This window comes from Pseudoalteromonas prydzensis, assembly GCF_001661495.1.
In the GTDB taxonomy this organism is placed as follows: domain Bacteria; phylum Pseudomonadota; class Gammaproteobacteria; order Enterobacterales; family Alteromonadaceae; genus Pseudoalteromonas; species Pseudoalteromonas prydzensis.
Genome location: NZ_BDDT01000004.1, coordinates 311920 through 335532, shown reverse-complemented (window position 1 = coordinate 335532; position 23613 = coordinate 311920). Strand labels below are relative to the sequence as shown.

The window sequence follows — 23613 nt, the reverse complement described above, 5'->3', positions numbered from 1 at the left end:
CATGGGTCAAACGACTCTGCGCTTGTTTAGACAAATTTACGATATAACACAGCCGGTAACTCGCCAAACTCGTCGCTATGGGTATAGTGTTCAACAAATTGCATACCGAGTTTTTTCATTACCTTAATAGAGCCATAATTTGCTTTGAGTGCCGTGGCGCTAAGTGCTTTGACATCTGTGTGTTGTGTAACTGCATCTGCAACAGCGGCGGCAGCTTCACTGGCATAGCCTTTTCCCCAACTTGCACGCTTAAAGCGCCAGCCTATTTCGATATCGCTATAATCAGCTTGCTCTGTAAAAAAGCCCATGGGTCGAATGAGGATCCAGCCGATAAAAGTATCGCTTTCGTTAAGGTTAACTTGCCATAACCCCCAGCCCTGTTGTGGATTGCGGTAAGCTTGCATGCGTGGAATAAATACATCTTTAATGGTGTTCATGGTTGTCGTCTTACCACGAGTAAGGTGCTCCATCACCTGTGGATCGCTATCGAGTTCAAACAGTAGCGCACTGTCATTTTCATCCATTAATTTAAAATTAAGCCGTGCTGTTCGAGTTATATTCATTTTCCAGCCTGTATATTGCTTGTTTTGAGATTGTCATCAATACTGTACCAGAGGAAATATTCCTTGGGACATAATTATTATACAAGGGAACAAATATGAACAAATTAGCAAGTTTAGTTTTATTAGGCTGTGTAGCGCTAACAGGTTGTGAAGATGCCAAAGAAGTAAAAGAAGATACAGCAGAAGCCAAAGCTGAAGCTCAACAAGCGATCAGTGAGGCATGGGATGAAGTGAAAGAAACCACCAATGAGTTTAAAGGTGAGTCACTTGATGAACTGCTGCAAGAAAGTAAAAAATTGGGTCTTGATATGTACGACGATGGCAAAGAAGTTGCCCTTGATGCCTGGATTGAAAGTAAAGAAGCCGCTGGTGAATTAACAGAGAAAACCAAGCAAAAAGCGCAACAGCTCGTTGACGAATTACAAGCTGCACGTGAAGAACGTGAAAAAGAAAGTAATAACTAATTTCACTAGGCTGCCTATTGTAGGCAGCCTATTTTGATCATAAATAAACATTATTTGTTACCCACACACTTCCCTTTCAAGTTAAAAAACACAAACACTTTCCACCCAGCTGGAATAAACCAAAGCAGTGTTTATTGAACATATGCTTTTTGCATCCAAATAAAGCAAACTAAATTTTTAAAACTACCGCTTACTTTGTGATTTATAGACTATTCTTTAAGCGTTGAATTATTTGCAAAGATTGGCAATATAAACCGCCTCAATAAATATAAATGACTATTGAGATTGTGTAGAGATTATTACTCTGCTGGAAATATAAATGAAAGGAGTATCACCTTGGCTATTAAACACTTTTTAAAACCTTTGCTGTTAAGCGGCGCGTTAGCTGCTGCTTTAACTGGCTGTCAGCTTACGCAAATCAGCTTACCCGCTATCAGCGATAGTGGTACTAAACAGCTAGGACATGTTGTTTGGCATGACTTAGTTACACCGGATCTAAAACAATCCCAAGCTTTTTACAAAGCGGTCTTTGATTGGCAATTTCAAGCAGTTAACGAAGACTATCTGTTAGTCAGCAGCAATGGCCAAATTATTGCCGGTATGGCTGAGCTTGATAACAGTCAAAATAATAGCCATTGGTTAGCGCTGGTGTCTGTCGCTGATGTTGATGGCGTGGTCAAAGCCACAAATTCCGCTGGTGGTAAAACATTGATTGCTAAAACAACCATTGCAGGACGTGGCGAGGTTGCAGTATTAGAGGACCCACAAGGTGCTTTATTCTCAGTGATAAATACAATCAATGGCGATCCAGCCCTAACAGTAAATAATAATAGCTGGATCTGGCAAGAAGTCTGGAGCGGTGATCCCGCTGCCAGCAGCGCCTTTTACCAACAACTTGCAGCTTATAGTACGGCACAAAAAACCCTGTTTGGCACTAACTATTCGTTCTTAAAAATCAACAATAGCCCTGCTTTTGGGTTTGTCAAAAAACCGGATGCTGAAATAGGCAATACGTGGGTTAACTACATTAAGGTAGCCGATGTGGATGCAACTATATTAAAAGTAACCGCTGCAGGAGGGCAAGTGCTGATGGCCCCTGATGATGCAGTGCGTAACGGTACTGTTGCAATAATTCGTGATCCAGCGGGCGCTGGTTTAGTAATTCAGGAGACTCTAAAATGAAAAAACGATTGATAAAAATAGCCAGCGTAAGCGCTATGACACTGTTGTTAGCTTCGTGCAGCCCTTACGCTAGCCTAAATGTTAGCGCCCCTTTTAAAGTAGGCCCTGTTTATGTAAACCCAAGCATTGGTATGGGTGGTTCATTATAAAAATAGCGGGCACACCCTAGTGTGCCCATACTACATAATAGTTACACGTTGATTTTGAGCTTTTTTAGTAATATAGTATTGGTTTTCAGGGAATGGAATCATTATGGACATCAATAAACTGTCGCAACACAATCAGGGCAATCTATCTTTTTACAACGATGGTAGTTTTTCGCCGTTATTTATCGTCTCAAAAGAATATAACGTACTCATGGTAAAGTACGCCTCACTTTCTACACTCTCTAGCCAAGAACAAATCGCTAATTTTATGCAATTATCTGATTGCGTATCCTTAGCTATTTTTGATGTGCCAAAAGAAGAGTTTCCTAAAAGTTTGAAAGATTGGCCAAATCTTAAAGGAATTTTTTATCAAGATACGAACCTGGCTGTGATTAATCAAGGTCTACAAGCGATAAACCAGGGTGAATTGTGGTTTCCTCGAGCGATCACCGATAATTGGATGCGCGAATACTTAGCTAACGAAGAGCTCAGTAACGCAAAGTCAGTTAACTTAACCACCAAAGAACTCAAAGTATTAAACCATTTAAACAATGGTTTAAGTAGCGTTCAAATCGCTGATAAACTATTTATAAGTGAAGGTACTGTTCGTGTTCACTTACATAAAATTTATACCAAACTCGCCGTCAAAAATAAACAACAGGCTATTAAGTGGTGCCAGCATAATAGCGATAAGATCAGTAGTGTAATGGGCTAATACTGATCCTTATTGTATCTTCGTAACTCCCTGCGGGTCGTTTACTAATATCTTTTACCAAAACTTTGAGTGGTAAAAATACGTCTGCGGATGACATACTACTCTTAATAGTTAACAACTGGGCTTTATTCAGTTCATACCAGGTTTGATTTACATTAAGTTGATAATCGATCTGGTACTGTTGTTTATATAAGATATTTTGTAAAAAACCAGCATTTTGAGAATCAATGGTCATTTGTACATCTGAGTTGGTAACTACTTTTAAAGTGGGTAAATTTGTATATTCTTGCCCTGAGTACAGTTCACCTAATTGAACCGTATGGTCTGTACTATTAAAGCCCAATAATGACAGACTCACATTGGGTTCTATTAAAGTATTAACCGATATTTCTTGTACATCCAGCTCTTGCTGCTTGTCATCAAGTAACCTAAATGTGAGCATGTCAGAATACGCGCCTGCTTTTACAAATGTTCCGCTTTTTAATGTTAAATTAACTGCTAACTCTAGTTGCTCTATATTAAAAATAGGCTGCTTTACACTGCCGGTATTCGTTGTGGACGATTCAATAAAAAATTCGAAACGATTATTATCGGAGATAAAAAAACTATGATTTTCACTTTCAACCATCACTTTAAGTTGACATTGGTCATTGTTAATGGCCTTCACCGAAAACTCAATCTTTGAGTCATAAGACTGTGATTGTCGATAGACAGCTATGTCATCATTGTTTTGACTGATATTCGCAAAACGCGCATCACATTGGGCAAAACTGTTTACACTTAACACGCTTAAAAATAAAAGACTTTTACTGTACATGGATCTCTCCTAAACGTTGTAATTGTTCACCATCAACAATCGTTAATTTAAACTCTTTAAGCGTTTTGTCAGTCCAAGTAATAACATAATCACATGGGATCAAGCCTGTAATAGCAAATCGCCCTTTCTTATTTGTAAAAAACACTTTTTCTTTAAACTCGGGTTGTTCAGGACACCTAGCAGTGCCGACAGCGGCTGCTATTGGTAAGCCATCTTTAGCTATAACTTTTGCCACAACCGTTATATTCGCATTCGATCCTATCGTAACTGTATAGCCTGACTTATAGCTTGATTTAAATGCTAATATACCGGAGCCTAAATCATAGCCTGGCTCTAAGTCATCGATGTCAATCGCTAACGTTGTTTCATCGTAAGAATTAATATCACTAAATAAGATGGGGCCTAACTGATCATTTGCGGCACGATAATACTCCTGGGAGCGACCAAGCTTTATGTTCTTATCTTGAATCGACTGATGAGCTTGTACCAATGCAAAGCTATCACTAATTGGTTTACCGAATGCAATATCAGTTTCCGCGAATGCTAAAGCGGTCGAAAAATTAACCCTAGACTGATGAATACCCGATTCATCAAGCTGCGTGTAATCACTGGCATGATCAGCGCCAATTAAAAACCTATTCGCATTGTATTGAGCGTTAAAATCAATAGCTGCTTGCTGTGTGTCATTACGTTCTAAGCCCAAACGCACGGTTTTAGAATCGACAAATTGTTGGTTGCCAGTGTAACTATAATCTAACCGTTGTTTATCATTACGGGTGTCAAGAGCTAGGTTATAACGCGTATTTTGGTCAAATCGGTAGTTAATTGATAACGCAAAATTTAAGTCGCTTTGTTCATTTAAGTTATCCCAGTTAGCACGCAACCCCCATCGCCAGCCTTTAGAAAATGGCCCACTAGTTGATACGCCATAAGCTTGAGTAAATTCGTCTTCTTGATATTTTTGCTGTAGTCGCGCACTTAATCCAAATTGCATCGACTCACCAAAATAGTAGTTATAGTTGCCTTGCAGAGTATGCTTTATGGTTTGCACTGTTAACAGTGAGTTCGGTTCAGCTTTTAAAGCCGTAAAATCTTCAGATAAATATTCATAACCCAAACTAATATTATGATTTGAGCTGCTACCATTAGTGAAGTTTTGATATACAAACCTAAATGCACTACCCAGATCTTCTGCGTAACTGAGAGCTCCTTCAAATGAGACTTGCCCAAGTTCAATGGCTAGAATATTTTTAGCCGTTAATTGCTGAGTATAGCTATTTGCCTGTAGGCTGGCACCAATGGTCCAACTCGGCGATACACCATAATCAAAGTAGCTACTTACAAATGGTTCGTCAGTTAAATATTCTAAACCATCAATTGCTAGTGTTGAGGGAATACCAAGATTAAATCGGTATTCTAGCTCCCCCTCAGCTAATAAATCTAAACCAGTGGTGACATCAAAATCGACTACTCGCGTTATACCCGCGCTATCGGTTATACGTAAACGGATCTGATTACTGCCCTGCTCTATGGGAATATCATTTAAGGAATAAACACCCGGTGATAGGTTAAGCCTGTCGACAACAACGCCTGAAACAATAATCTCCACTGAAGAAGTGCTCTCTAAAGTAAAACTTTGCGATGCAGTGGGTTTTATTTGCCGATCTGACATCATCGAAAAATCTCTCGCCAGTGCCAGCCCTAAAAACCGAACCGAAGATTGAAAGTAACTGCCAATACCATAATTATCGCCAAGTGACAGCCGGGTACCATACTCTGGTAAATCATAAATAATGCGTGAAGATGTTCGTCTACCGTGTGCATCTGTACTGTTAGAGCTGGAGAAATATTCAAATTCATTTTCAAAAACCACGTTCGAAATATTAACTACGGATTCAAAGCGTGAGTTTAATTGTTGATCTGTTTCAGCGGTATCTGTTTTCTGGCGGATCGCATTGGCATACCAGTTTAAATAGCCACTTATTTTAGCTTGTTTAGATACTTTTAAATTACGAGGCTTGCGCTTTAAACTAAGTGCTTGCGGTTTAACTAATGCAGAGGGAATACTCAAATATAAAGAGAAACTGGCCATATCAAAATCAACCACAATGCCAAGCTGTTGCAGTTGTTCGCCCGTTATTATTTGATTTGTAACTAAACTGCGCAGCTCCCCCACTTCATTAGGATACATAAATTTATCAAAGCTTTCTTCGACTTCAGGCCAAGGCAATGCAAACTCATCGCTTGGAGAAATACTCAAGGTTACTTGACCAATTGGCGCATTATTTATATAGCTTTCAACAGTAAGTTCAATCGTTCTATTACTAGGATTAATCTTACTATAGCCATTTATACTGACTAAAAATAACGAGCAAAATAACAACAATTTTTTCATCAGGGAACCAAGCGTAAATTAAGTGGCAACCCTTGTCGTGAGTCGTTAAGAGAACTCGGTAATGGTATCCTTATCGTATTAATCGTCCCTGGTGCTAAAAACACTTCGATTCCTAAGCGTTTTAATTGTTGTTTTTGGTAAAGAGTTATAAAAGAAGGGGTTTCGGTTAACCCGTCTTTATTTTCAAACGCAATCTCATAATCACTCAACCTAGCATTGCCTTTGCCCATATTTTCGATAAGCGCAACTATCTCATTTTGCTCTATCCAACTTTTACGTAGGAGCAAATTAGCATCCAACACTGGGTTTTCTAAATGAACAATCAAATTAAAATTAAATAGCATTTTTACGCTATTTGCAGATGAGTCACTACCAACAGCTTGCTCTGCAAGTGTCACCATATAACTTTCATCGCTGTCAGGTGGTCTATTATCCAGCCATTGAATTTGCACTTTTTGGCTTTGGCCTTTTTTTAAAAAAGCAGCAGGGGGAAAAATGAAAAAAGGCGGCTCTTCAAGCAATTCTAAAAAATGCCCATCGGCTAGGAAGTTAATTTTATAAACTTCAACGTCAAAGGCAAAATCACGATTTAGTGTATTCGTAATAATGCTGCTTGCACTAAAAGGTCCGTTTTTAGCATCGATAGTGAGTACCATCGGTGATAATTCGATTGCATTTGCAGTATTGAATATAAATAAGAAGCTTAAATATACAAACTTAGTTAGTTGTCGCATCCAGCTTTATCTCTAATTGACTGCGAGAAATATCAAATTTTTCAGGTACTTTGAGTTTTACTTTGAGTTTAGAGTTTGGCATTAAAAACTTTCCTACAAGTGCATCACTAAGCTCTCTTCCTTCTAAGGTATAGACATCACTATCTTGTTGAATTAACCATTTCTCTTGCGCAAGTCTAACGTAGCGGTTGCCTTTATTTTCTAACTCAATTTCCCACACACCTTTAGAAACCATCGTTTTACCCATAATTTCAATCTTTGCCTGGGCATCTTTTGGGACTACATTAAATAAAGTTTGAAAACTCAATGTCATGCCCACACCGGATGTGTTCATTTGTGCTAGGTCTACGGCTACTTGGTCAACAATAATGCGATAGCTCTTAGACTCTGTCAGCATTGGTTCACCAATATAACGAATTAATACTGATTGGCTTTTACCTACAGGAATAACGGTCGTCATTGGCAGAATAAGAAAATCATCTTCATTTTCAGAGAGCAGCTCATTTCCTGCTGCATCTAATGTTAAATTATTAGCGCTTATCTCCACCGTAAGCGGTTCTTTTGACGTATTAAGTATTCGCATTGTGCGTTGCGATTGTGAGCCTAAGCTTTCTAATTCTGCAACCATAGGTTTAACTTGAAAGGCGGCCACATTAAAGCAAGTGCATAAAAAAAGAGTGACAAGTAACAGTCTCATTGGGGGAACCTTAAATATAAAAGGCAGCAAAAGCTGCCTTCAAAGGAGAAGAAAAGTTATCGAGCAGTGATAGCAATCTGTAATGTATCTGTGTAAGTGCCTGCGAATACAGCTTCTTCAAGTAGTTCAAGTACTAAAGTACCTGGTACGCCTTGCGCTAAAGCAACAGAACCAGGGCTAGTGCCTGTAACTGATAGATCATTGTCACCATTAGCCCAGTTTGTAGGAATTAAAGCAAAATCAAAATCACCCGCTTTAAATGTAGCTTGGTATGCAATGCCTTGATCTTCATGATCAGAGCTTTCTAATAAGCCTTCAGTTGATTTAAGAGTGATTTCAGCACCATCAGAGTCATTACATTGAACTGTGATGTTATGTTGCGCTGTATGACCAATTGCTAGTGCACTAAAGGTATTAACAGAGTCAACGCCTGAAATTTGACAAACAGGCTCAACAACACCACTTAGGCTAACACTTGCAGCCATTGCAGAACCAGTGAAAGCAGTCGCGATTGCAGTTAAAACTAGTAATTTTTTCATTTTATTATTCCTTAAAATTTTTTAAATAATCTTTGCCCTAACGGTTAAATGCCACCTATTAGTGCTGATGGAGTCACTTCTATACGGAGTACATCATTGTATTCTCCGGCAAATAGCAGTGGTTTTTCTAACTGAAATTCTAATTGCGCTGTTGTATCGAAAAATATTTCATCTATAACGTATGACTTTTCCAGCATAAGGTCCTTCGCCTGCTCTGTGATATCCATATCACTACCTGGTAATCTCATCGTTAAGAAATAGGCTTCAATTAAATTACTCTGTTGATGACGCAAACCACCATTTTTTGACAGTAAAGCAATTTTTATTGGCGCATTACAATTTATAGTTAGTTCTGTATTAGCAAAACCGGTGGCATCAAATAGAAGTGATTCGGCAGCGGTTGAAAACTCACACCGTGGTGTTATTTTCCCTTCTAGCCTTATATTGACTTCATCACTTGCGCCACTCATAGGAATGTAACAAGCAAGTGAAAATAGCATCGCTTTCATCATCCTTGTTAAACCCTAATCGCTGCCTTGCTAAGTTGGGTAGATAATAGGAGTAAAACGACATATTGGGCAGTTGCTTTTTGTTTATTGTGGAATATGCAAATATACCAACAAAGCTAAATACTCTAATTAAAGTTTACACAAATGTTTATATTCTAAACGTGATATTTTTCTTATCGAATTAACAAGATTAAACAGCTTAGTAAAATAAAAACTAAATCAATATATTAAATACTGAACATAAGGGATTTGATAGAGGTGAGATATAAACAACATACGTTGATTGATTAGCGTTTTACTCGTTTAAATAATGATTATCCTGAAATTATAATCATTATAAAAAAGCAAAAAGCCAGTAACATCAATGTTACTGGCTTTTCTAATATGGTGCGGTTGGGGGGACTTGAACCCCCACGCCCGAAAGCACTACCCCCTCAAGGTAGCGTGTCTACCAATTCCACCACAACCGCATTGTTAAAGCTTTCGCTTTAGGTGTTAAACTCAATGATTTATTTGAGGAGAATAAATCGTCTAACAATACTTGTTACAAGTATTAATTTGGTACGTCAGATTTCTCTTTCGTAGATGTTACTGGAACATCATCAGCTGCCGGAGCAACAGTTTCAACTGCTGGTGCTGCTTCTAGGTTTTCCCACTCGTCAGTCTTTTTGATCTGACCTGCAGTTAAGTTACCTAGTACAATACTTAGCACAAAGAAAATACTGGCTAAGATTGTGGTTGTTTTAGTCATAAAGTTACCTGCGCCTGATGAACCAAAAACAGTTCCAGAAGCGCCAGCACCAAATGATGAACCCATATCTGCGCCTTTGCCTTGTTGAATTAAAACCATACCAACAAGCGCTAAAGCAACAACTAAATAAACTACTAATAAAATTTCGTACATCTTATACGGTCCCTTTTGCACTTTCACAGATTGCAGTAAATAAATCTGCTTTTAGACTAGCGCCACCAATAAGCCCGCCGTCTATATCTGGTTGTGCAAATAATAATTCGCTATTTTTTTCATTTACGCTGCCACCGTAAAGAATGGTCAGCCCTTGTGCTAAATCACTGCTTATGGCAGCAATTTTATCACGGATAAATTTGTGCACATGTTGTGCTTGTTCAGGCGATGCAGTCTTACCTGTGCCAATGGCCCAAACGGGCTCGTATGCTATCACAGAATCTTTCAGTGCTGCTAGACCTAATTTATCAATTACTGCATCAATTTGTGCAGCAACCACTAATTCAGTTTGACCTTGCTCTCGCTGTTGTTCACTTTCACCAACACATAAAATAGGCGTTAAACCTACTTGTTGTGCGCGAGCAAACTTAGCAGCAACAGTGTCATTGCTTTCGCCATAAATACTGCGGCGTTCAGAATGGCCAACTAAGGTATATTCGCCACCTAAATCTTTAATCAATTGTGCATCAACTTCACCAGTAAATGCACCCGGTTCATTTTCAGAAACCGTCTGTGCCCCTGTTGTTACACCTGTTGCGATTAGCATAGATAACAATGGGTAAGGTGGAAACACCACAACGTCTATCTCTGCTGATTTTACGTTGTTGATTGCGTCAGATAATTGCTGAACTAACTCCTTTGAGCCGTTCATTTTCCAATTGCCTGCGACCATTGGCTTGCGTATTGCCATTTTTCCACTCCACATTAGAAAGCGGGCGAGATAGTAACTCGACTCGCCCAAAGTTACAAGAGGTTATTGTTCTTAATCAGTTTGTTTGCTCATAGATTCAACAACTGCGGCAATTTTTTGTGCACTATCAAGCACTACTTTCTCTTCTTCGGCTTCGACCATGACACGCACAACCGGCTCAGTGCCAGATTTACGTAATAATACACGGCCTTTACCAGCAAGTTGCTCTTCAACGTTAGCAACGGCTGCAATCACTTCTGGCGCTTGCGTTGGATCGGTGCCCGCTTTGTAGCGTACATTAATCATCTTCATTGGGTATTTAACAAAACCCGCACCTAAATCTTTGAGTGTGCGGTTTTGTGCAACCATTGCAGCAAGTACTTGCAAGCTTGAGATAATACCGTCGCCGGTGCTGATCAAGTCAAGATTCAATACATGGCCTGAACTTTCACCACCGATTTTCCAGCCTTTCTCTTGCAGTAATTCCATTACATAGCGGTCACCCACTTTACTGCGGGCAAACTCAATACCTTTAGTTTTGAGTGCATTTTCAAGCCCCATATTTGACATCACAGTGCCGACAACGCCACCGCCTAGCATGTCATCATTAGCTGCTTGGCAGGCAATAATGTAAACAATATCGTCGCCATCAAATACACGGCCATTATGATCGACCATCATTACGCGGTCGCCATCACCGTCATAGGCAATACCTACATCCGCATTATGCTCTAATACTTTGCGTTTTAATGCATCAACATGGGTTGCACCACATTCAAGATTTATATTGACACCATTGGGCTCGCAAGCATGGCAAATAATCTCAGCGCCAAGCTCGCGCATCACTGATGGCGCAATATGATAGGTTGCGCCGTTGGCACAATCTAAAACAATTTTTAAGCCTTCTAACGACAAACCTTGCGGAAACTGGCTTTTACAAAACTCAATATAACGGCCATCTGCGCTTTCTAAACGGCGGGCTTTACCTAGCTTATCTGACGCAACACAGGTCATCGGTTCATCAAGCATCGCTTCAATTTGTAATTCTACTTCATCAGCCAGTTTTAAGCCTCGTCCGCAAAAAAACTTGATGCCGTTATCGTGATATGGATTATGAGAGGCGCTGATCACTATACCCGCTTCGGCGCGAAACGTTTGCGTTAGGTACGCAACGGCGGGGGTTGGCATTGGGCCAAGTAACACCACATCGATGCCAGCGGCAATTAAGCCTGCCTCAAGCGAGGTTTCTAACATATAACCTGAAATACGGGTATCTTTACCAATGATGACTTTTTTAGTGCCATTTTTTGATAACACCTTACCTGCCGCCCAGCCTAACTTAAGCGCAAATTCAGGAGTAATTGGGTATTCACCCACCATGCCACGCACACCATCGGTGCCAAAATATTTTCTTTCATTCATTTTTTAATTCCTTGTTCGCAGGCTTGCCATACGCCAAGCACATCTGCGGTTTCTTTTACATCATGTACACGAATAATCTTTGCGCCGTTTTGCGCTGCAATTAATGCCCCAGCTAAACTACCTGCAAGGCGTTCGTTTGTTTGTCTATTTAATAAGTTGCCAAGCATTGACTTGCGCGAGAGTCCTGCCAAAACAGGTAAACCAAAGTGGTTAAATTCATTAAACCGCGCCAGTATTTGAAAATTGTGACTAAGGGTTTTACCAAAGCCAAATCCGGGGTCTAGAATAAGTCGCTGACGCTGAATCCCCGCTGTTTCGCACGCCTTGATCCGCTGCGTGAAAAACAGATTTATATCATCAAATAAATCATCATACTGAGGATCGCTTTGCATGGTGCGCGGTTGACCTTGCATGTGCATTAAGCACACTGCAACGTCTGGAAACTGCGCAACCGTGGCTAGCGCATTGGCTTCTTGCAAAGCACGCACATCATTGATGATGTCAGCCCCAGCTAAAATCGCTTGGCGCATTACTTCACTTTTACTGGTATCAATCGAAATAATGCATTCATTCACGGCACTATCGCTGTGAGCACGAATAGCCTCAATTGCCGGTATAACTCTGGCTAATTCATCCTCCAGGCTTACATCAGGCGCACCTGGACGTGTCGATTCACCACCAATATCGAGTATCGTAGCGCCATCGGCTAATAAGGCTTGGGCTTTTATGACAGCGCTGTCTGTTTGATAGTAGCGTCCGCCGTCTGAGAAAGAATCTGGAGTGACATTCAAAATCCCCATTATCACTGGGGTGTCGAGGTGTAAACTGCGACCTCTAGGTAAATCAACTGTGGTCATCTATCACCTTCAATACATCCATTGCATTGATATTAATAGTTTAATTCAAAACTACAAAAAAGCCCCGACAATCGGGGCTTTTGATAGTGCTATTTTAACGGTTATTCAGCTTTGTCATCAAGATTTGTTTCATCTTTTTGTGCTGGTTTGTCGTCTTTTTCAGCAACTGGCTCTGCTTTTGTCTCAGCAGAAGCCGGTTTATCCGTATTATCACGACGGTCATGCGCATCGCGCGGTTCGCGCACAGGCTGACGTGCCATTAAGTCATCAATTTGCTTTGCATCAATTGTTTCATATTTCATTAATGCATCTTTCATTGAATGCAAAATATCAATATGATCTTTTAAGATTTGCTCAGCACGTTGATAGTTACGATCTGATAACGAACGAACTTCTGCATCAATTACTTTGGCTGTTTCATCTGACATGCTCATAGCACGGCCACCGCCGCCACCCATGTACATCTCATTTTGATCTTCAGTGTACATTAATGGACCTAACTTCTCACTTAGACCCCACTGAGTAACCATTTTACGGGCAATATCTGTTGCGCGTTCAATATCGTTACTTGCACCTGTAGTCACTTTATCTTCACCATAAATAAGTGCTTCAGCGATACGACCACCATATAAGCTTGAAATCATTGATTCCAGTAGCTCTTTAGAGTGGCTAACACGGTCTTGTTCAGGTAAGTACATAGTCACACCAAGGGCACGGCCGCGTGGAATAATAGATACTTTATAAACAGGATCATGCTCAGGCACGATACGACCCACGATTGCGTGACCCGCTTCGTGGTACGCAGTCATTTCTTTTTCTTTCTCGCTCATCACCATGGTCTTGCGCTCTGCGCCCATCATGATTTTATCTTTAGCGGCATCAAATTCAGCCATGCTAACAACACGTTTATTACCACGTGCGGCATAAAGTGCAGCTTCGTTGACTAAGTTTGCTAAATCAGCACCAGAGAAACCAGGTGTACCACGCGCAATAACTGACGCTTCAACGTTGTCACCTAATGGTACTTTACGCATGTGTACTTTTAGGATCTGCTCACGGCCACGAATATCTGGTAAACCAACCACAACTTGACGGTCAAAACGACCAGGACGAAGTAGCGCAGGATCAAGTACATCTGGACGGTTAGTCGCAGCAATGACGATAATCCCTTCGTTACCTTCAAAACCATCCATCTCAACAAGCATTTGGTTAAGTGTTTGCTCACGCTCATCGTGACCACCACCCATACCAGCGCCACGTTTGCGTCCTACGGCATCAATCTCATCAATAAAGATGATACACGGCGCTGCTTTTTTCGCTTGCTCAAACATATCACGAACACGCGATGCACCAACACCGACAAACATTTCTACAAAATCAGAACCTGAGATAGTAAAAAACGGTACTTTCGCTTCACCAGCAACCGCTTTAGCAAGCAAAGTTTTACCCGTACCTGGAGGGCCTACCATTAGTACGCCTTTAGGAATACTACCACCGAGTTTTTGGAACTTTGACGGATCACGTAAGAAATCCACCAGCTCTGTCACATCTTCTTTTGCTTCGTCACAACCTGCAACATCAGCAAACGTGGTTTTAATTTGGTCTTCGCTCATTAAGCGTGCTTTACTTTTACCAAACGACATAGCACCTTTGCCACCGCCGCCTTGCATTTGACGCATGAAGAAAATCCATACCCCAATCAGTAATAACATTGGGAACCATGAAATTAAGATGCTCGCTAAGAAAGATTGCTCTTCAGGCTTAACACCTTTGACATTCACATCACTTTTTAATAAGTCATTAAGAATGTCTTTGTCATAAATAGGCATGATCGTTTGAAAACGCTCGCCATTGGTTTTAGTACCAGTAATTGTGCCACTGGTGCTTTCTATTGCCACTTCTTGTATAGCGCCACTTCGAGCATCTTTTACAAATTGACTGTAACTAGTTTGACGATCTACTTGATCGCCACCATTAAAGCTCTGAAACACTGACATTAGCACTACTGCAATGACCAGCCAGAGTATTAGATTTTTCGCCATATCGCTCAAGGGGTTAACCTCTTGTATCCAATTAATTTAAATTCAACTAAACGCCTGACAACTGTACTACAGTTTGTAGCCTGTCGCTACTATATATACTTCACGTGATCGTGGACGTGAGGCGTCGGGTTTACGGATTTTTACAGTTTTAAAGCTATCACGCACTGTTTTTAAGAATTCATCAAAGCCTTCACCTTGGAATACTTTTACCACAAATGCACCATTTTTCTTTAAAACCTGGCTACACATATCTAATGCTAATTCCACTAAATACATACTACCAGCTTGGTCAACTGAGCTATTACCACTCATATTGGGTGCCATATCTGAAAGCACCACATCAACATTTTTACCATCAATGCGATTTAATAACGCATCTAAAACAGCTTCTTCTCGGAAATCTCCTTGTAAAAAATCAACGCCAGCCAGTGAATCCATAGGTAATATATCACAAGCAATAACTTGCCCTTTATCACCTACTTTTTCTGCTAAATACTGTGACCAGCTTCCCGGGGCAGCTCCCAAATCAACCACAGTCATGGCTGGGCGTAGTAATTTATCTTTATTTTGGATCTCGTCGAGTTTAAAAATCGCACGAGAACGCCAACCTTTCTTTTGTGCCTCGTGAACATAAGGATCATCAAAATGTTCCTTCAACCATCGCTGTGAACTGGCCGAAAGTTTTTTATTCGTCATAAATTATCACGCAACTAATTAGTAATATTCTCTAGATGGCGTTAGAATACCCTTAATTCAAGCCATATTCAGCAAAATTTGTAACAACATGAAATTATCGAACAAACAAAAGCAGTTTTTAAAAGGTCAAGCACACTCTCTAAAACCTGTAGTATTACTAGGTTCTAACGGTTTAACAGAAGGTGTATTAGTTGAAATTCAAAGCGCTTTAGAAATTCACGAACTTATCAAAGTAAAAGTGCCAACTGATGATCGTGAGACTAAAGCCCTGATTTTTGAAGCTATTATTCGTGAAACCGGTGCAGAGAAATTACAGACAATCGGTCACACCCTTGTGCTTTATCGTCAAAGTGAAGAAAAGAAAATTCAATTACCACGTAATTAATTATTTCTATGCTTTGCAAAAAAAAACCAGCTGCTGCTGGTTTTTTTATGCCTGCGGCTAGACGCCAATAAATTGTAAAGAAATATATCGTGGTGCTCAAAAATTCATCTTTAAACGACTCAATTGATAGCCTTGCCCTACTTTTTGTAAGATAAAATAACGGTCAAACTCAGTTTCTGGCATTTTTTCAACCGCGACTTGTGCTATTAATGCCGCTAATTCCGGTGTGGTATTACTATGCCCGACAATAACAACCACACCGTTTTCTGCCATCACAGTTTGTTTAAACTCGGCCAAATCACGTGGGTCATAGGTTTTAATTGGTAAGCCGAAATGCTCAGCCAAAGGTGTTGCTGTTTCAATCGTGCGATTATAAGCAGTACTATATACAGCGTTTGGCTTTTCCTGACTGAACAAATTCAACAGCTGTTTTGCTCTGTTATTGCCTGCTTCAGATAGGTGAGGATCGCTGCCGGTTAACTTTTCACTATGGCGAAATAAAAAAATAGTCTCTGGTGCCGCGCTCACATTAGCAGCAAATAACAATAATAAACTCGCTAAAACATATTTCATTTATTTTCCTCTTTATACCAATTCGCTTAATTAAGGAGTCAACTTTGAGGCAAGAAAACCTCGTCGATAACAAGGCAAAAATTTCGTTATTTAGTTGTTCTAAATCAGAAATTTTTAACGCCGTTAGCGTCAGGTTTAATCCCTCAAAATGATTTAGTATTATTGCGGCTTGGTATTATGTGCTGCAACTTGCTGCGCACGTTTATACGCCAATGCACGGTCGATAAATTCTGTGGTTAATTCATTAATAACACCCGTTTCTGCATTCAGGATCAGGCTAAAACCAATATTTAAATGGGGTATAACAACAAGGTCACTTCGGTAACCCTGCACCCAGCCACTGTGATAATAGAGGGTTTCATTGTCATAATCGTATACCCGCCAACCTAAACCATAATAGGCTTCTGTTAGGTGTTTTTTCCATACTCTGCGACGTAACTCTTTTTTTGTATGTGTATAAGGCCTGGTTTGCGTTGCTAACTCATCGCTTGATAAAACGGTTGGGTAATAACCTAACTGTGCCTTTAACCAAATAGCCATATCGCTGGCACTTGCGTTAACCCCAGCGGCTGGTAATACTTTATAGTAATTTCTTTTCAATCTTGCTGTATGCCAGCGCTTGCGACCCCTTACATGTGGATACGCATAATTATTATCTTTGATCATAGCTGCATAACCGAGGCTAGCATCATTCATATTAAGTGGAGAGAAGATAAATTCATTCAGCCACCGAGAATAATCCATTTTCGTACTGGCTTTGATCACTTCATCAATCAAGCTAAACATCACATTTTGATAACCATAACACTGCCCTGGCTGACAGATAGGCTTAACACTGAGCAACTTCTCAACTATATCAGGGTAGCTCATTCTTGATTCAATCAAGTTGTCATACGCATTAGGGACCAAACCACTGGAGTGACTAAGTAAATGAAAAACTTTTAAATGATTTTTATATCCAGTACTTGCAAAAGCAGGTATAAATTTACTGACAGGATCATCTAAAGAAAATTTTCCTTCACTAGTAAGCTTTGCCGTTAATGAGCCTGCAAACGTTTTTGAAACAGAGGCTAAGCGAAATCGAGTATGCGCATTGACTGCTTGGCCTTTATTAATTTTTGTAACACCAAAGCCCTGCACATAACTATCGTCGGGGCCATTGACTATCGACAATGCAGCACCAGGAATGCCTTTGCTTTTTAATTTATGTTCAAGGTGTTGGTTATAGTCACTGATAAGCTCATGCCATTGTTGGTCACGCGCATAAACGTGCGTCTGAAATAACGCTAAACAGGCGAGCAATAAAAAAGAGTATATAAACGGTACTTGGGTCTTCATTATTTTATTATTTTAATCTAAATTAAGACGTTCGTAGCTTCATAATACCATGAAGTTTTACTAAGACTAACGTACAATATCGCGATTATTGAGTTTTTAAAGGGTTTTACAGTGTTTATTCGTTATATATTAATTGTGCTTTTCACTTTCATAACAACAGCTTGTGTCACTGCACCGCAACCTGCTGCGCCTTTAGAAATGCCGCTCAAGCCGCAATTAAAAAGTCAAAGCTTTCAAGTTTCCTATGAGACAGAGCACGCTTCGCCGAAAGTAAAATCAGTCCAGTTACCTGCGCATAAAATAACGCGTAACCAAACGGTGAGAGTGGTTGCAGACAAAGCAAGTGTTACTGATACCCTGTTTAAACAGATTACCGATGCATTAACAACAATGAGTTTGCGTGTCGTAGAGCAAGGCGATAGCGATTACACGCTTGCTATCCATCAGCTCGAGTTAAACTTTATTGAAGATACGAAATATCAAGTTCAGCCACCGGTTAAACCGTATGCCTTATTTGATGAAATTGCCAAGTTATATCCAATTCAACAGTGCGCAACAATTAATGGCGAAGTTAGCATGCGACTGATCCATCGAGCATCTGGCGATGTGGTATGGTTTGGTAAATCATCTATTGATAGTGCAAGCTTCCATCGGGAACCACTTATCTTTAGCTTTAGTGAAGAGCAAGTTATCAGTAATGAGTTAGAAGTTGCGACATTTGTTCATCAACAAAATACCGAGCAAGCACGCCTTGCCAGAGCGTCTCAAGATGTCAACATCCCAAGCTATAAAACTATTTCAAAAATGACCAGTTTAACAAAGTTGCAAGGTCCCTGTAATCGTACTGAAGTAAGCGCCCTAACGCCTATGATGCACTATTATTTAAGCAGTATTTTAATCGATAAAATTAAAGTACATTGAGTTAATGTTTAAATAATGACTACTGGCTACAATTTTTTACAGTTCAAGGGTACTCTTTGACAATATAATACACATAATAACTGCTGCTTAATTTATTTGGATCATGGATGCAATATAACCAACACACTCTACAGAAACTACTGTTATTATTGATCTGTGTCGGTTTATGGAGCACCTCGAGCTATGCCAGTAACCGTTATTATGCTGATAACACCTTAGAACCCACTTCGGGCTTTGCGTGGGATTGGAGTGCCGGTGCTGGTTATTATATCGAAGATTCTTATCTCGTTGGCATGGACTCGTACAGTGACGGCCTAGAACTGGATATTAACTTAGCTGTTTCCTACGAACGTTTTTACTTAGATATTGACCATAGCCAACTTAGTGGTGGGATTATTATTGGTTATAGCATTATCAATAAGTATGATTGGGATCTCGATATTCTTGGTACTAATATCCAAGCTGGATTTGATGAAACAGGGCTCGATTTCTATAACAGTGGCACTGTTCCTGAACTCGCAGGAATACGCAGTCGCAAGTATGATTTTGATACTGGCCTGCGACTTACCCGCCGCTTTGAAAACTCACAAATTTCTTTTGAGTACCTGCACGATATTTCCAATGCCCACAACGGCTGGGTCATCAATAGCTTTTTTAGTCATATCTTACCTTGGCAAAACTGGGAGTTTCGTACCGGTGTTGGTATCAGTGCGTACTCTGCTGACTTTACCAACTATTATTTTGGCATTACCGCAGATGAAGCAACAGCTCAACGGCCAGTTTATCAAACAGATAACTCTGTCAGTGTTATTTTTGAATTCCATGCCGAGTATCCGCTAAATCAACACTGGGTCTTCCTTGGTGGCTTATTATCTACATGGTTTTCGGATGAAATTACTAACAGCCCTATCGTATCACAAGGCTATCAACACAAAGCCATGGTAGGCGTACGCTATGTTTTTTAAAGCTTCCGTCATCCTCTTTTTGCTATTAAGGGCTAGCCCCTTATTTGCCAATGACGAACAAGCCCAAGATCCGGCTTTAATTGCTTTGCCCGACACCTGTGTGGCACTACGTGAAGGGCGTAACTGCTATGCTGATATAGAACTAAACTGGCAACAAGACAACATTGGCAATTACTGTCTACGGGATGCGACGTCTAAACATATAATGCAATGTTGGCTCAGACAAAAAAGTGGCCAGCTTCACTATGCTTTTGACTCTGTTGAAAGTATTTCATTTGAATTAATTAACAGCGATACCGGCAAAACCATTGCTGCAACACAAGTACAGTTGCAGTGGGTTTATCAAAACCGCCAAAAGAAACGCCGCTGGCGCCTTTTTTAAAACGAGAATAGTATGAATAATTACGGCACAATATTACTTGTTGAAGATGACAGTTCATTAGCCCAATGGGTGGCAGAGTATTTAACTGGCCAAGGTTACACAACACATATTTGTGAACGTGGCGATCAAGTGGTAAGCCATGTTAAAGAGCTTAAGCCTGACTTAATTTTACTCGATATTATGTTACCCGGCCAAGACGGTATTAGTGTATGCCGTGAACTGCGCCAGTTTTATCAAAACCCTATTATCATGTTGACCGCAAGAGACGAGGAAATGGATGAAGTCATCGGCCTTGAAGTGGGTGCCAGTGACTACATTATGAAACCCGTAAGACCACGCGCATTGCTAGCGCGTATTAAAGCCGCACTTCGGACAACAAGCGATAGCTCTGAGCCAAAAGTGGATGAAACAATTGTGCAAGTTGGCTCTTTAAAAATCGACACCCAATCTCGCAACGTCTTTATTAATGACGTTGACCAAGGTGTTTCTAGCGCTGAATATTTATTACTGCATTACTTAGCCTGCAATGTAGGTCAAGTGGTATCCCGCGATGCTGTATTTAAAGCCACCAAAGGCCGAGAATACGATGGCCTTGATCGTAGCGTTGATGTGCTTATCTCTGCTCTGCGCAAAAAATTTAATGATGATCCGCAACATCCTGAAAAAATTAAAACAATCTGGGGACGAGGCTACTTACTGGTCGCAAGCGCATGGTAACAACCATTAACAAAGCTTGGTTCATCATGTTATGAAAAAGTTTTATTTATCTTTATTAGCCAGCGCGCTACTGTCAATCGTAGTTTTAGGTTGGTTAATTGATGCATTCAGCCAAAGCACCCACAACAGCGAAGATGAATTTGCACTGCAAAGCAAATTGTTAATGGGTTTTAGCAAGCAAATTGCCGCACAAGCCGAACAACAACGCGCAGACTATACAGCCCTGCTAGCTGAGCAATTTTCATTAGGGCTTAGCTACCGTGCCACTCAGTCGTTGGCACTGCCCCCTTCGCTGCTAGAACAGATCAACGCCAAAGGCGGATTAACGTTACAAGATCAGGAAGGGTTTTATCTTCTATACAGCAATGAATCTCTCGCCCCTTTTCATCTGAAACTGCGTTTAGATAAACCCCATGAGCAAGACCAACAAAATGATATGCTGCTTACCTTATTATTTTATGCGGGCTTATGTGTGTTTATGGGGTTTATTATCGCGCCATTAGCGAAACGATTAGGCGTGGTCAACGAAGCCGCTAAAAAGTTTGCCAATGGCGATTTGCATGCCCGTATTCGAGTGTCACATTTTACCTACATAAAAGATGTTGAGCTTACATTTAACCGCATGGCAAGTCAGATTGAAAAACTACTTGATGAAAATAAGCTCATGGCGACAAGCTTATCTCATGATATACGCACCCCTATTGCCTGCTTACGGTTTGGCCTTGATGCTGCACTAGATAGTCCTAACGAAGAAAAACGAGAGCACTATCTTCATCGTATGGAAGCTGACTTAGACCAAATGGAATCAATGCTGAAAAGCTATTTAACATTTGCTACTTTAGAACAAAAAGCCAACCAGTTGACCTATTCAAACACCGAGTTGACCAGTTACTTAAACACCCTGGCCCAGCAGCTTGAGCCCAAATTGCTGCAGCGACAACTAGATCTGCAAATTATCTGCGATAACAGCCAGATCCATGCAGATTTACATTGGCTCGCCCGTGCAATTACAAATTTATTGTCTAATGCCTGCGACTTCGCAAAACAAAAAATCATCCTAAGTGCATACAGCACCGAACAAACGCTTGTTATAACCGTTGAAGATGATGGCCCTGGTATTGCGCAAAAAAACTGGCATAAAGTGTTTAACCCTTTCTTCCAAGAACAAACTCACCGTAATCGGGCAGATAAAAGCTATGGTTTAGGACTCGCTATTGTTGCAAAGGTAGTAGATTGGCATCATGGCGTAGTAACGGTAGAGCACAGTAAAAAACTCGTCGGAGCGTGTTTTACGCTGAAAATACACAACGCTCAGCAATTGTAACTTTAATGTTACAGTTTACAGTGATTAACTTTGAATATATAGATATAAAACAAATGGATAGCGTATTATTGAGAACGCTACTTAATTGCTACTAATATTTACATATAGCAATTGCTTGCTTTGCCCTGAAAATCTACTCAATAAGAGCTTTTTATTTTTTAACAATTACAGTAGATTGTCAGCGCCGTCACAAAATAGAGAAGAATTAATAATTATGAGCGCAGTCAGAGGGGAGTTTAGCTCCCGTTTTGGATTCATTATGGCCGCAGCAGGCTCTGCTGTAGGACTTGGTAATATTTGGGGTTTTCCAACCCAAACCGCTAGCAATGGGGGCGCCGCTTTTTTAATTGCCTACCTTGTTTTAGCATTTTGTTTAGCCTATCCGGCCTTGATGGCAGAACTTACAATTGGCCGCCATGGCCAAGCAAATGCGGTGAGTTCATTACGTAAAATATCTAATACGCCAAGCCAAAAACGGTTCGCATTTGTGGTCGGTTTTGGCGGCATTATTTGTGCTGGTCTGATCCTAAGTTTTTACGCCATTGTGGCCGGCTGGATGATCAGTGCGACCATTGAACCTATCGCTACGTTAACTGGCAGCGATACGGCTGCAACATGGTTGAGTGAACAGTCACTGTCAAGAAACCTTATATTTACAGCTGGGTTTATTATTCTTACTGTAGCAATTATTAGTCGTGGCGTTGAAAACGGTATCGAAAAATGGTCGAAGCGTTTGATGCCAGCCTTGTTGTCTATTTTATTTGCTCTGATTGTCTATGTGATGATGCAAGAAGGCGCTATGACCGGACTTAAAGCTTACTTAGTGCCTGATTTCAAGTCGATTTTAGATCCTGGCCTGCTGGTCAGCGCTCTTGGCCAAGCATTTTTCTCATTGTCACTTGGCACCAGTGTAATGATTATCTACGGCTCGTATATCAGTAAAAAGGAAAACCTCGTTTCCCTTGGTGCATACGTGACTCTTATTGATGTGTTTATTGCCTTTGTTGCTGGGTTACTTATTATCCCTGCCATGTATGTTGCACAAGCCCAAGGAGTGGAAATCTTCTCCGCCAGTGGAAAATTATTGTCTGAAGACACCTTAGTATTCCAAGTATTGCCAGCGCTTTTTGATGGTATGGGCACCATAGGTTTATTCGTTGGCTTTGCATTTTTTGCGCTGATGAGTATTGCCGCGTTAACCTCGTCTATTTCAATGCTAGAAGCCCCCGTTTCCTACGCAGTAGAGCGTTTTGGTATGGGTCGTGTTGCTGCAACTTGGTTGATTGGCGCTGTGATTGCCTTAGTCAGCTTTACCATACTACTGAATTTTGAAAGTTTGTTTGGTTTGGTTATTGCGCTAACCACTAAGTTTGGTCAGCCAATCCTAGGCTTGATGTGCTGTTTATTTGTCGGCTGGATCTGGTATCGCAATTCATTACTTAATGAAATTAAGCAAGGTTGCCCAGACGTAGCTAACAGCCTATTTTGGAAAATATGGCCGTGGTACATTAAGTTTATTTGCCCTATAGCCATTGGTTTAGTGTTTATCAGCTCACTCTTAGGCTAACTACCCTA

Annotated in this window: 26 protein-coding genes and 1 tRNA gene; 11 read left to right on the top strand and 16 right to left on the bottom strand. The window is 40.5% G+C overall.

The window, feature by feature from the left end:
• Positions 1–26 precede the first annotated feature (26 nt).
• Positions 27–563: a GNAT family N-acetyltransferase gene (locus tag A7968_RS11010; RefSeq protein ID WP_064666616.1), complete on the bottom strand. Its 537-nt coding sequence runs from the start codon at positions 561–563 to the stop codon at positions 27–29.
• 95 nt (positions 564–658) lie between these two features.
• On the opposite strand from A7968_RS11010, the gene A7968_RS11005 reads away from it, so the two are divergent.
• The 4 genes from A7968_RS11005 to A7968_RS10995 all read left to right on the top strand — a co-directional run bounded on the left by A7968_RS11005 (position 659) and on the right by A7968_RS10995 (position 3070).
• On the top strand, positions 659–1027 hold the full coding sequence (locus tag A7968_RS11005; RefSeq protein ID WP_064666615.1) for a hypothetical protein: 369 nt from the start codon (positions 659–661) through the stop codon (positions 1025–1027).
• A gap of 336 nt (positions 1028–1363) precedes the next feature.
• On the top strand, positions 1364–2209 hold the full coding sequence (locus A7968_RS11000) for a VOC family protein (protein ID WP_064666614.1): 846 nt from the start codon (positions 1364–1366) through the stop codon (positions 2207–2209).
• Entirely contained in the window at positions 2206–2358 is a 153-nt protein-coding gene (locus A7968_RS23345; RefSeq protein ID WP_167542973.1) for a hypothetical protein, read from the top strand. The genes A7968_RS11000 and A7968_RS23345 overlap by 4 nt, the downstream gene beginning before the upstream one ends.
• A gap of 103 nt (positions 2359–2461) precedes the next feature.
• A complete protein-coding gene (locus A7968_RS10995; RefSeq protein WP_064666613.1) occupies positions 2462–3070 on the top strand; it encodes a response regulator transcription factor in 609 nt (202 codons plus the stop codon).
• Here the strand turns inward: A7968_RS10995 and A7968_RS10990 are convergent.
• The 13 genes from A7968_RS10990 to rlmE all read right to left on the bottom strand — a co-directional run bounded on the left by A7968_RS10990 (position 3051) and on the right by rlmE (position 15433).
• Positions 3051–3887, bottom strand: a complete 837-nt coding sequence (locus A7968_RS10990) for a hypothetical protein (protein WP_064666612.1) — start codon at positions 3885–3887, stop codon at positions 3051–3053. The two genes, A7968_RS10995 and A7968_RS10990, sit on opposite strands and share 20 nt — an antisense overlap.
• Positions 3877–6282, bottom strand: coding sequence for a fimbria/pilus outer membrane usher protein (locus A7968_RS10985; RefSeq protein ID WP_064666611.1), 2406 nt, complete (start codon positions 6280–6282; stop codon positions 3877–3879). The genes A7968_RS10990 and A7968_RS10985 overlap by 11 nt, the downstream gene beginning before the upstream one ends.
• A complete protein-coding gene (locus A7968_RS10980) occupies positions 6282–7016 on the bottom strand; it encodes a fimbrial biogenesis chaperone (RefSeq protein WP_084448149.1) in 735 nt (244 codons plus the stop codon). The genes A7968_RS10985 and A7968_RS10980 overlap by 1 nt, the downstream gene beginning before the upstream one ends.
• Entirely contained in the window at positions 7000–7713 is a 714-nt protein-coding gene (locus A7968_RS10975) for a fimbrial biogenesis chaperone (protein ID WP_064666610.1), read from the bottom strand. Before A7968_RS10975 ends, A7968_RS10980 begins: the two co-directional genes overlap by 17 nt.
• A gap of 56 nt (positions 7714–7769) precedes the next feature.
• Positions 7770–8252 carry a hypothetical protein gene (locus A7968_RS10970; RefSeq protein WP_064666609.1) on the bottom strand — a complete coding sequence of 161 codons (483 nt, stop codon included), beginning with the start codon at positions 8250–8252 and terminating at the stop codon, positions 7770–7772.
• Positions 8253–8296: 44 nt separating this feature from the next.
• On the bottom strand, positions 8297–8764 hold the full coding sequence (locus A7968_RS10965; protein ID WP_064666608.1) for a hypothetical protein: 468 nt from the start codon (positions 8762–8764) through the stop codon (positions 8297–8299).
• 382 nt (positions 8765–9146) lie between these two features.
• Positions 9147–9231 (bottom strand) — tRNA-Leu (locus A7968_RS10960).
• Between the two features lie 83 nt (positions 9232–9314).
• A complete protein-coding gene (secG, locus tag A7968_RS10955) occupies positions 9315–9665 on the bottom strand; it encodes a preprotein translocase subunit SecG (protein WP_064666607.1) in 351 nt (116 codons plus the stop codon).
• 1 nt (position 9666) lies between these two features.
• Entirely contained in the window at positions 9667–10416 is a 750-nt protein-coding gene (gene tpiA / locus A7968_RS10950) for a triose-phosphate isomerase (RefSeq protein WP_064666606.1), read from the bottom strand.
• 72 nt (positions 10417–10488) lie between these two features.
• Complete coding sequence (gene glmM, locus A7968_RS10945) at positions 10489–11838, bottom strand: phosphoglucosamine mutase (RefSeq protein ID WP_064666605.1); 1350 nt, start codon at positions 11836–11838, stop codon at positions 10489–10491.
• The gene (gene folP / locus A7968_RS10940; RefSeq protein ID WP_064666604.1) at positions 11835–12695 is read right to left on the bottom strand and encodes a dihydropteroate synthase; all 861 of its coding nucleotides are present in this window, start codon (positions 12693–12695) and stop codon (positions 11835–11837) included. The genes glmM and folP overlap by 4 nt, the downstream gene beginning before the upstream one ends.
• A gap of 101 nt (positions 12696–12796) precedes the next feature.
• Complete coding sequence (gene ftsH, locus A7968_RS10935) at positions 12797–14746, bottom strand: ATP-dependent zinc metalloprotease FtsH (RefSeq protein ID WP_192543098.1); 1950 nt, start codon at positions 14744–14746, stop codon at positions 12797–12799.
• A 57-nt stretch (positions 14747–14803) separates the two neighbouring features.
• Positions 14804–15433, bottom strand: coding sequence for a 23S rRNA (uridine(2552)-2'-O)-methyltransferase RlmE (rlmE, locus tag A7968_RS10930; RefSeq protein WP_064666602.1), 630 nt, complete (start codon positions 15431–15433; stop codon positions 14804–14806).
• Positions 15434–15521: 88 nt separating this feature from the next.
• On the opposite strand from rlmE, the gene yhbY reads away from it, so the two are divergent.
• Positions 15522–15818, top strand: coding sequence for a ribosome assembly RNA-binding protein YhbY (yhbY, locus tag A7968_RS10925; RefSeq protein WP_064666601.1), 297 nt, complete (start codon positions 15522–15524; stop codon positions 15816–15818).
• A 96-nt stretch (positions 15819–15914) separates the two neighbouring features.
• Here yhbY and A7968_RS10920 read toward each other — a convergent pair whose 3' ends face one another.
• Positions 15915–16391 carry a SixA phosphatase family protein gene (locus tag A7968_RS10920; RefSeq protein WP_064666600.1) on the bottom strand — a complete coding sequence of 159 codons (477 nt, stop codon included), beginning with the start codon at positions 16389–16391 and terminating at the stop codon, positions 15915–15917.
• Positions 16392–16550: 159 nt separating this feature from the next.
• A complete protein-coding gene (locus tag A7968_RS10915) occupies positions 16551–17729 on the bottom strand; it encodes a serine hydrolase domain-containing protein (protein WP_064666599.1) in 1179 nt (392 codons plus the stop codon).
• 117 nt (positions 17730–17846) lie between these two features.
• On the opposite strand from A7968_RS10915, the gene A7968_RS10910 reads away from it, so the two are divergent.
• From A7968_RS10910 to A7968_RS10885, 6 genes are all read left to right on the top strand, one after another.
• Complete coding sequence (locus tag A7968_RS10910; RefSeq protein ID WP_064666643.1) at positions 17847–18650, top strand: hypothetical protein; 804 nt, start codon at positions 17847–17849, stop codon at positions 18648–18650.
• Between the two features lie 107 nt (positions 18651–18757).
• Complete coding sequence (locus tag A7968_RS10905; protein WP_064666598.1) at positions 18758–19615, top strand: MipA/OmpV family protein; 858 nt, start codon at positions 18758–18760, stop codon at positions 19613–19615.
• Complete coding sequence (locus A7968_RS10900) at positions 19605–19997, top strand: DUF3019 domain-containing protein (protein ID WP_084448146.1); 393 nt, start codon at positions 19605–19607, stop codon at positions 19995–19997. Before A7968_RS10905 ends, A7968_RS10900 begins: the two co-directional genes overlap by 11 nt.
• 12 nt (positions 19998–20009) lie before the next feature.
• The gene (locus A7968_RS10895; RefSeq protein ID WP_064666597.1) at positions 20010–20714 is read left to right on the top strand and encodes a response regulator; all 705 of its coding nucleotides are present in this window, start codon (positions 20010–20012) and stop codon (positions 20712–20714) included.
• 31 nt (positions 20715–20745) lie between these two features.
• Positions 20746–22038: a sensor histidine kinase gene (locus tag A7968_RS10890; RefSeq protein ID WP_064666596.1), complete on the top strand. Its 1293-nt coding sequence runs from the start codon at positions 20746–20748 to the stop codon at positions 22036–22038.
• A gap of 214 nt (positions 22039–22252) precedes the next feature.
• Entirely contained in the window at positions 22253–23605 is a 1353-nt protein-coding gene (locus A7968_RS10885; RefSeq protein WP_064666595.1) for a sodium-dependent transporter, read from the top strand.
• The last annotated feature ends 8 nt before the right edge of the window (positions 23606–23613 follow it).

Excerpts from the sequence above, each read along its gene's own strand:
- A7968_RS10980 (WP_084448149.1), bottom strand. The coding sequence starts at position 7,016 with ATGCGACAACTAACTAAGTTTGTATATTTAAGCTTCTTATTTATATTC.
- folP (WP_064666604.1), bottom strand. The coding sequence starts at position 12,695 with ATGACCACAGTTGATTTACCTAGAGGTCGCAGTTTACACCTCGACACC.
- rlmE (WP_064666602.1), bottom strand. The coding sequence starts at position 15,433 with ATGACGAATAAAAAACTTTCGGCCAGTTCACAGCGATGGTTGAAGGAA.
- A7968_RS11005 (WP_064666615.1), top strand. The coding sequence starts at position 659 with ATGAACAAATTAGCAAGTTTAGTTTTATTAGGCTGTGTAGCGCTAACA.
- A7968_RS10895 (WP_064666597.1), top strand. The coding sequence starts at position 20,010 with ATGAATAATTACGGCACAATATTACTTGTTGAAGATGACAGTTCATTA.
- glmM (WP_064666605.1), bottom strand. The coding sequence starts at position 11,838 with ATGAATGAAAGAAAATATTTTGGCACCGATGGTGTGCGTGGCATGGTG.
- A7968_RS10905 (WP_064666598.1), top strand. The coding sequence starts at position 18,758 with ATGCAATATAACCAACACACTCTACAGAAACTACTGTTATTATTGATC.
- A7968_RS10970 (WP_064666609.1), bottom strand. The coding sequence starts at position 8,252 with ATGAAAAAATTACTAGTTTTAACTGCAATCGCGACTGCTTTCACTGGT.
- A7968_RS10920 (WP_064666600.1), bottom strand. The coding sequence starts at position 16,391 with ATGAAATATGTTTTAGCGAGTTTATTATTGTTATTTGCTGCTAATGTG.
- A7968_RS10965 (WP_064666608.1), bottom strand. The coding sequence starts at position 8,764 with ATGATGAAAGCGATGCTATTTTCACTTGCTTGTTACATTCCTATGAGT.
- A7968_RS10995 (WP_064666613.1), top strand. The coding sequence starts at position 2,462 with ATGGACATCAATAAACTGTCGCAACACAATCAGGGCAATCTATCTTTT.
- A7968_RS10890 (WP_064666596.1), top strand. The coding sequence starts at position 20,746 with ATGAAAAAGTTTTATTTATCTTTATTAGCCAGCGCGCTACTGTCAATC.
- yhbY (WP_064666601.1), top strand. The coding sequence starts at position 15,522 with ATGAAATTATCGAACAAACAAAAGCAGTTTTTAAAAGGTCAAGCACAC.
- tpiA (WP_064666606.1), bottom strand. The coding sequence starts at position 10,416 with ATGGCAATACGCAAGCCAATGGTCGCAGGCAATTGGAAAATGAACGGC.
- A7968_RS10985 (WP_064666611.1), bottom strand. The coding sequence starts at position 6,282 with ATGAAAAAATTGTTGTTATTTTGCTCGTTATTTTTAGTCAGTATAAAT.
- secG (WP_064666607.1), bottom strand. The coding sequence starts at position 9,665 with ATGTACGAAATTTTATTAGTAGTTTATTTAGTTGTTGCTTTAGCGCTT.
- A7968_RS10975 (WP_064666610.1), bottom strand. The coding sequence starts at position 7,713 with ATGAGACTGTTACTTGTCACTCTTTTTTTATGCACTTGCTTTAATGTG.
- A7968_RS10885 (WP_064666595.1), top strand. The coding sequence starts at position 22,253 with ATGAGCGCAGTCAGAGGGGAGTTTAGCTCCCGTTTTGGATTCATTATG.
- A7968_RS10915 (WP_064666599.1), bottom strand. The coding sequence starts at position 17,729 with ATGAAGACCCAAGTACCGTTTATATACTCTTTTTTATTGCTCGCCTGT.
- A7968_RS10900 (WP_084448146.1), top strand. The coding sequence starts at position 19,605 with ATGTTTTTTAAAGCTTCCGTCATCCTCTTTTTGCTATTAAGGGCTAGC.
- A7968_RS23345 (WP_167542973.1), top strand. The coding sequence starts at position 2,206 with ATGAAAAAACGATTGATAAAAATAGCCAGCGTAAGCGCTATGACACTG.
- A7968_RS10990 (WP_064666612.1), bottom strand. The coding sequence starts at position 3,887 with ATGTACAGTAAAAGTCTTTTATTTTTAAGCGTGTTAAGTGTAAACAGT.
- A7968_RS11010 (WP_064666616.1), bottom strand. The coding sequence starts at position 563 with ATGAATATAACTCGAACAGCACGGCTTAATTTTAAATTAATGGATGAA.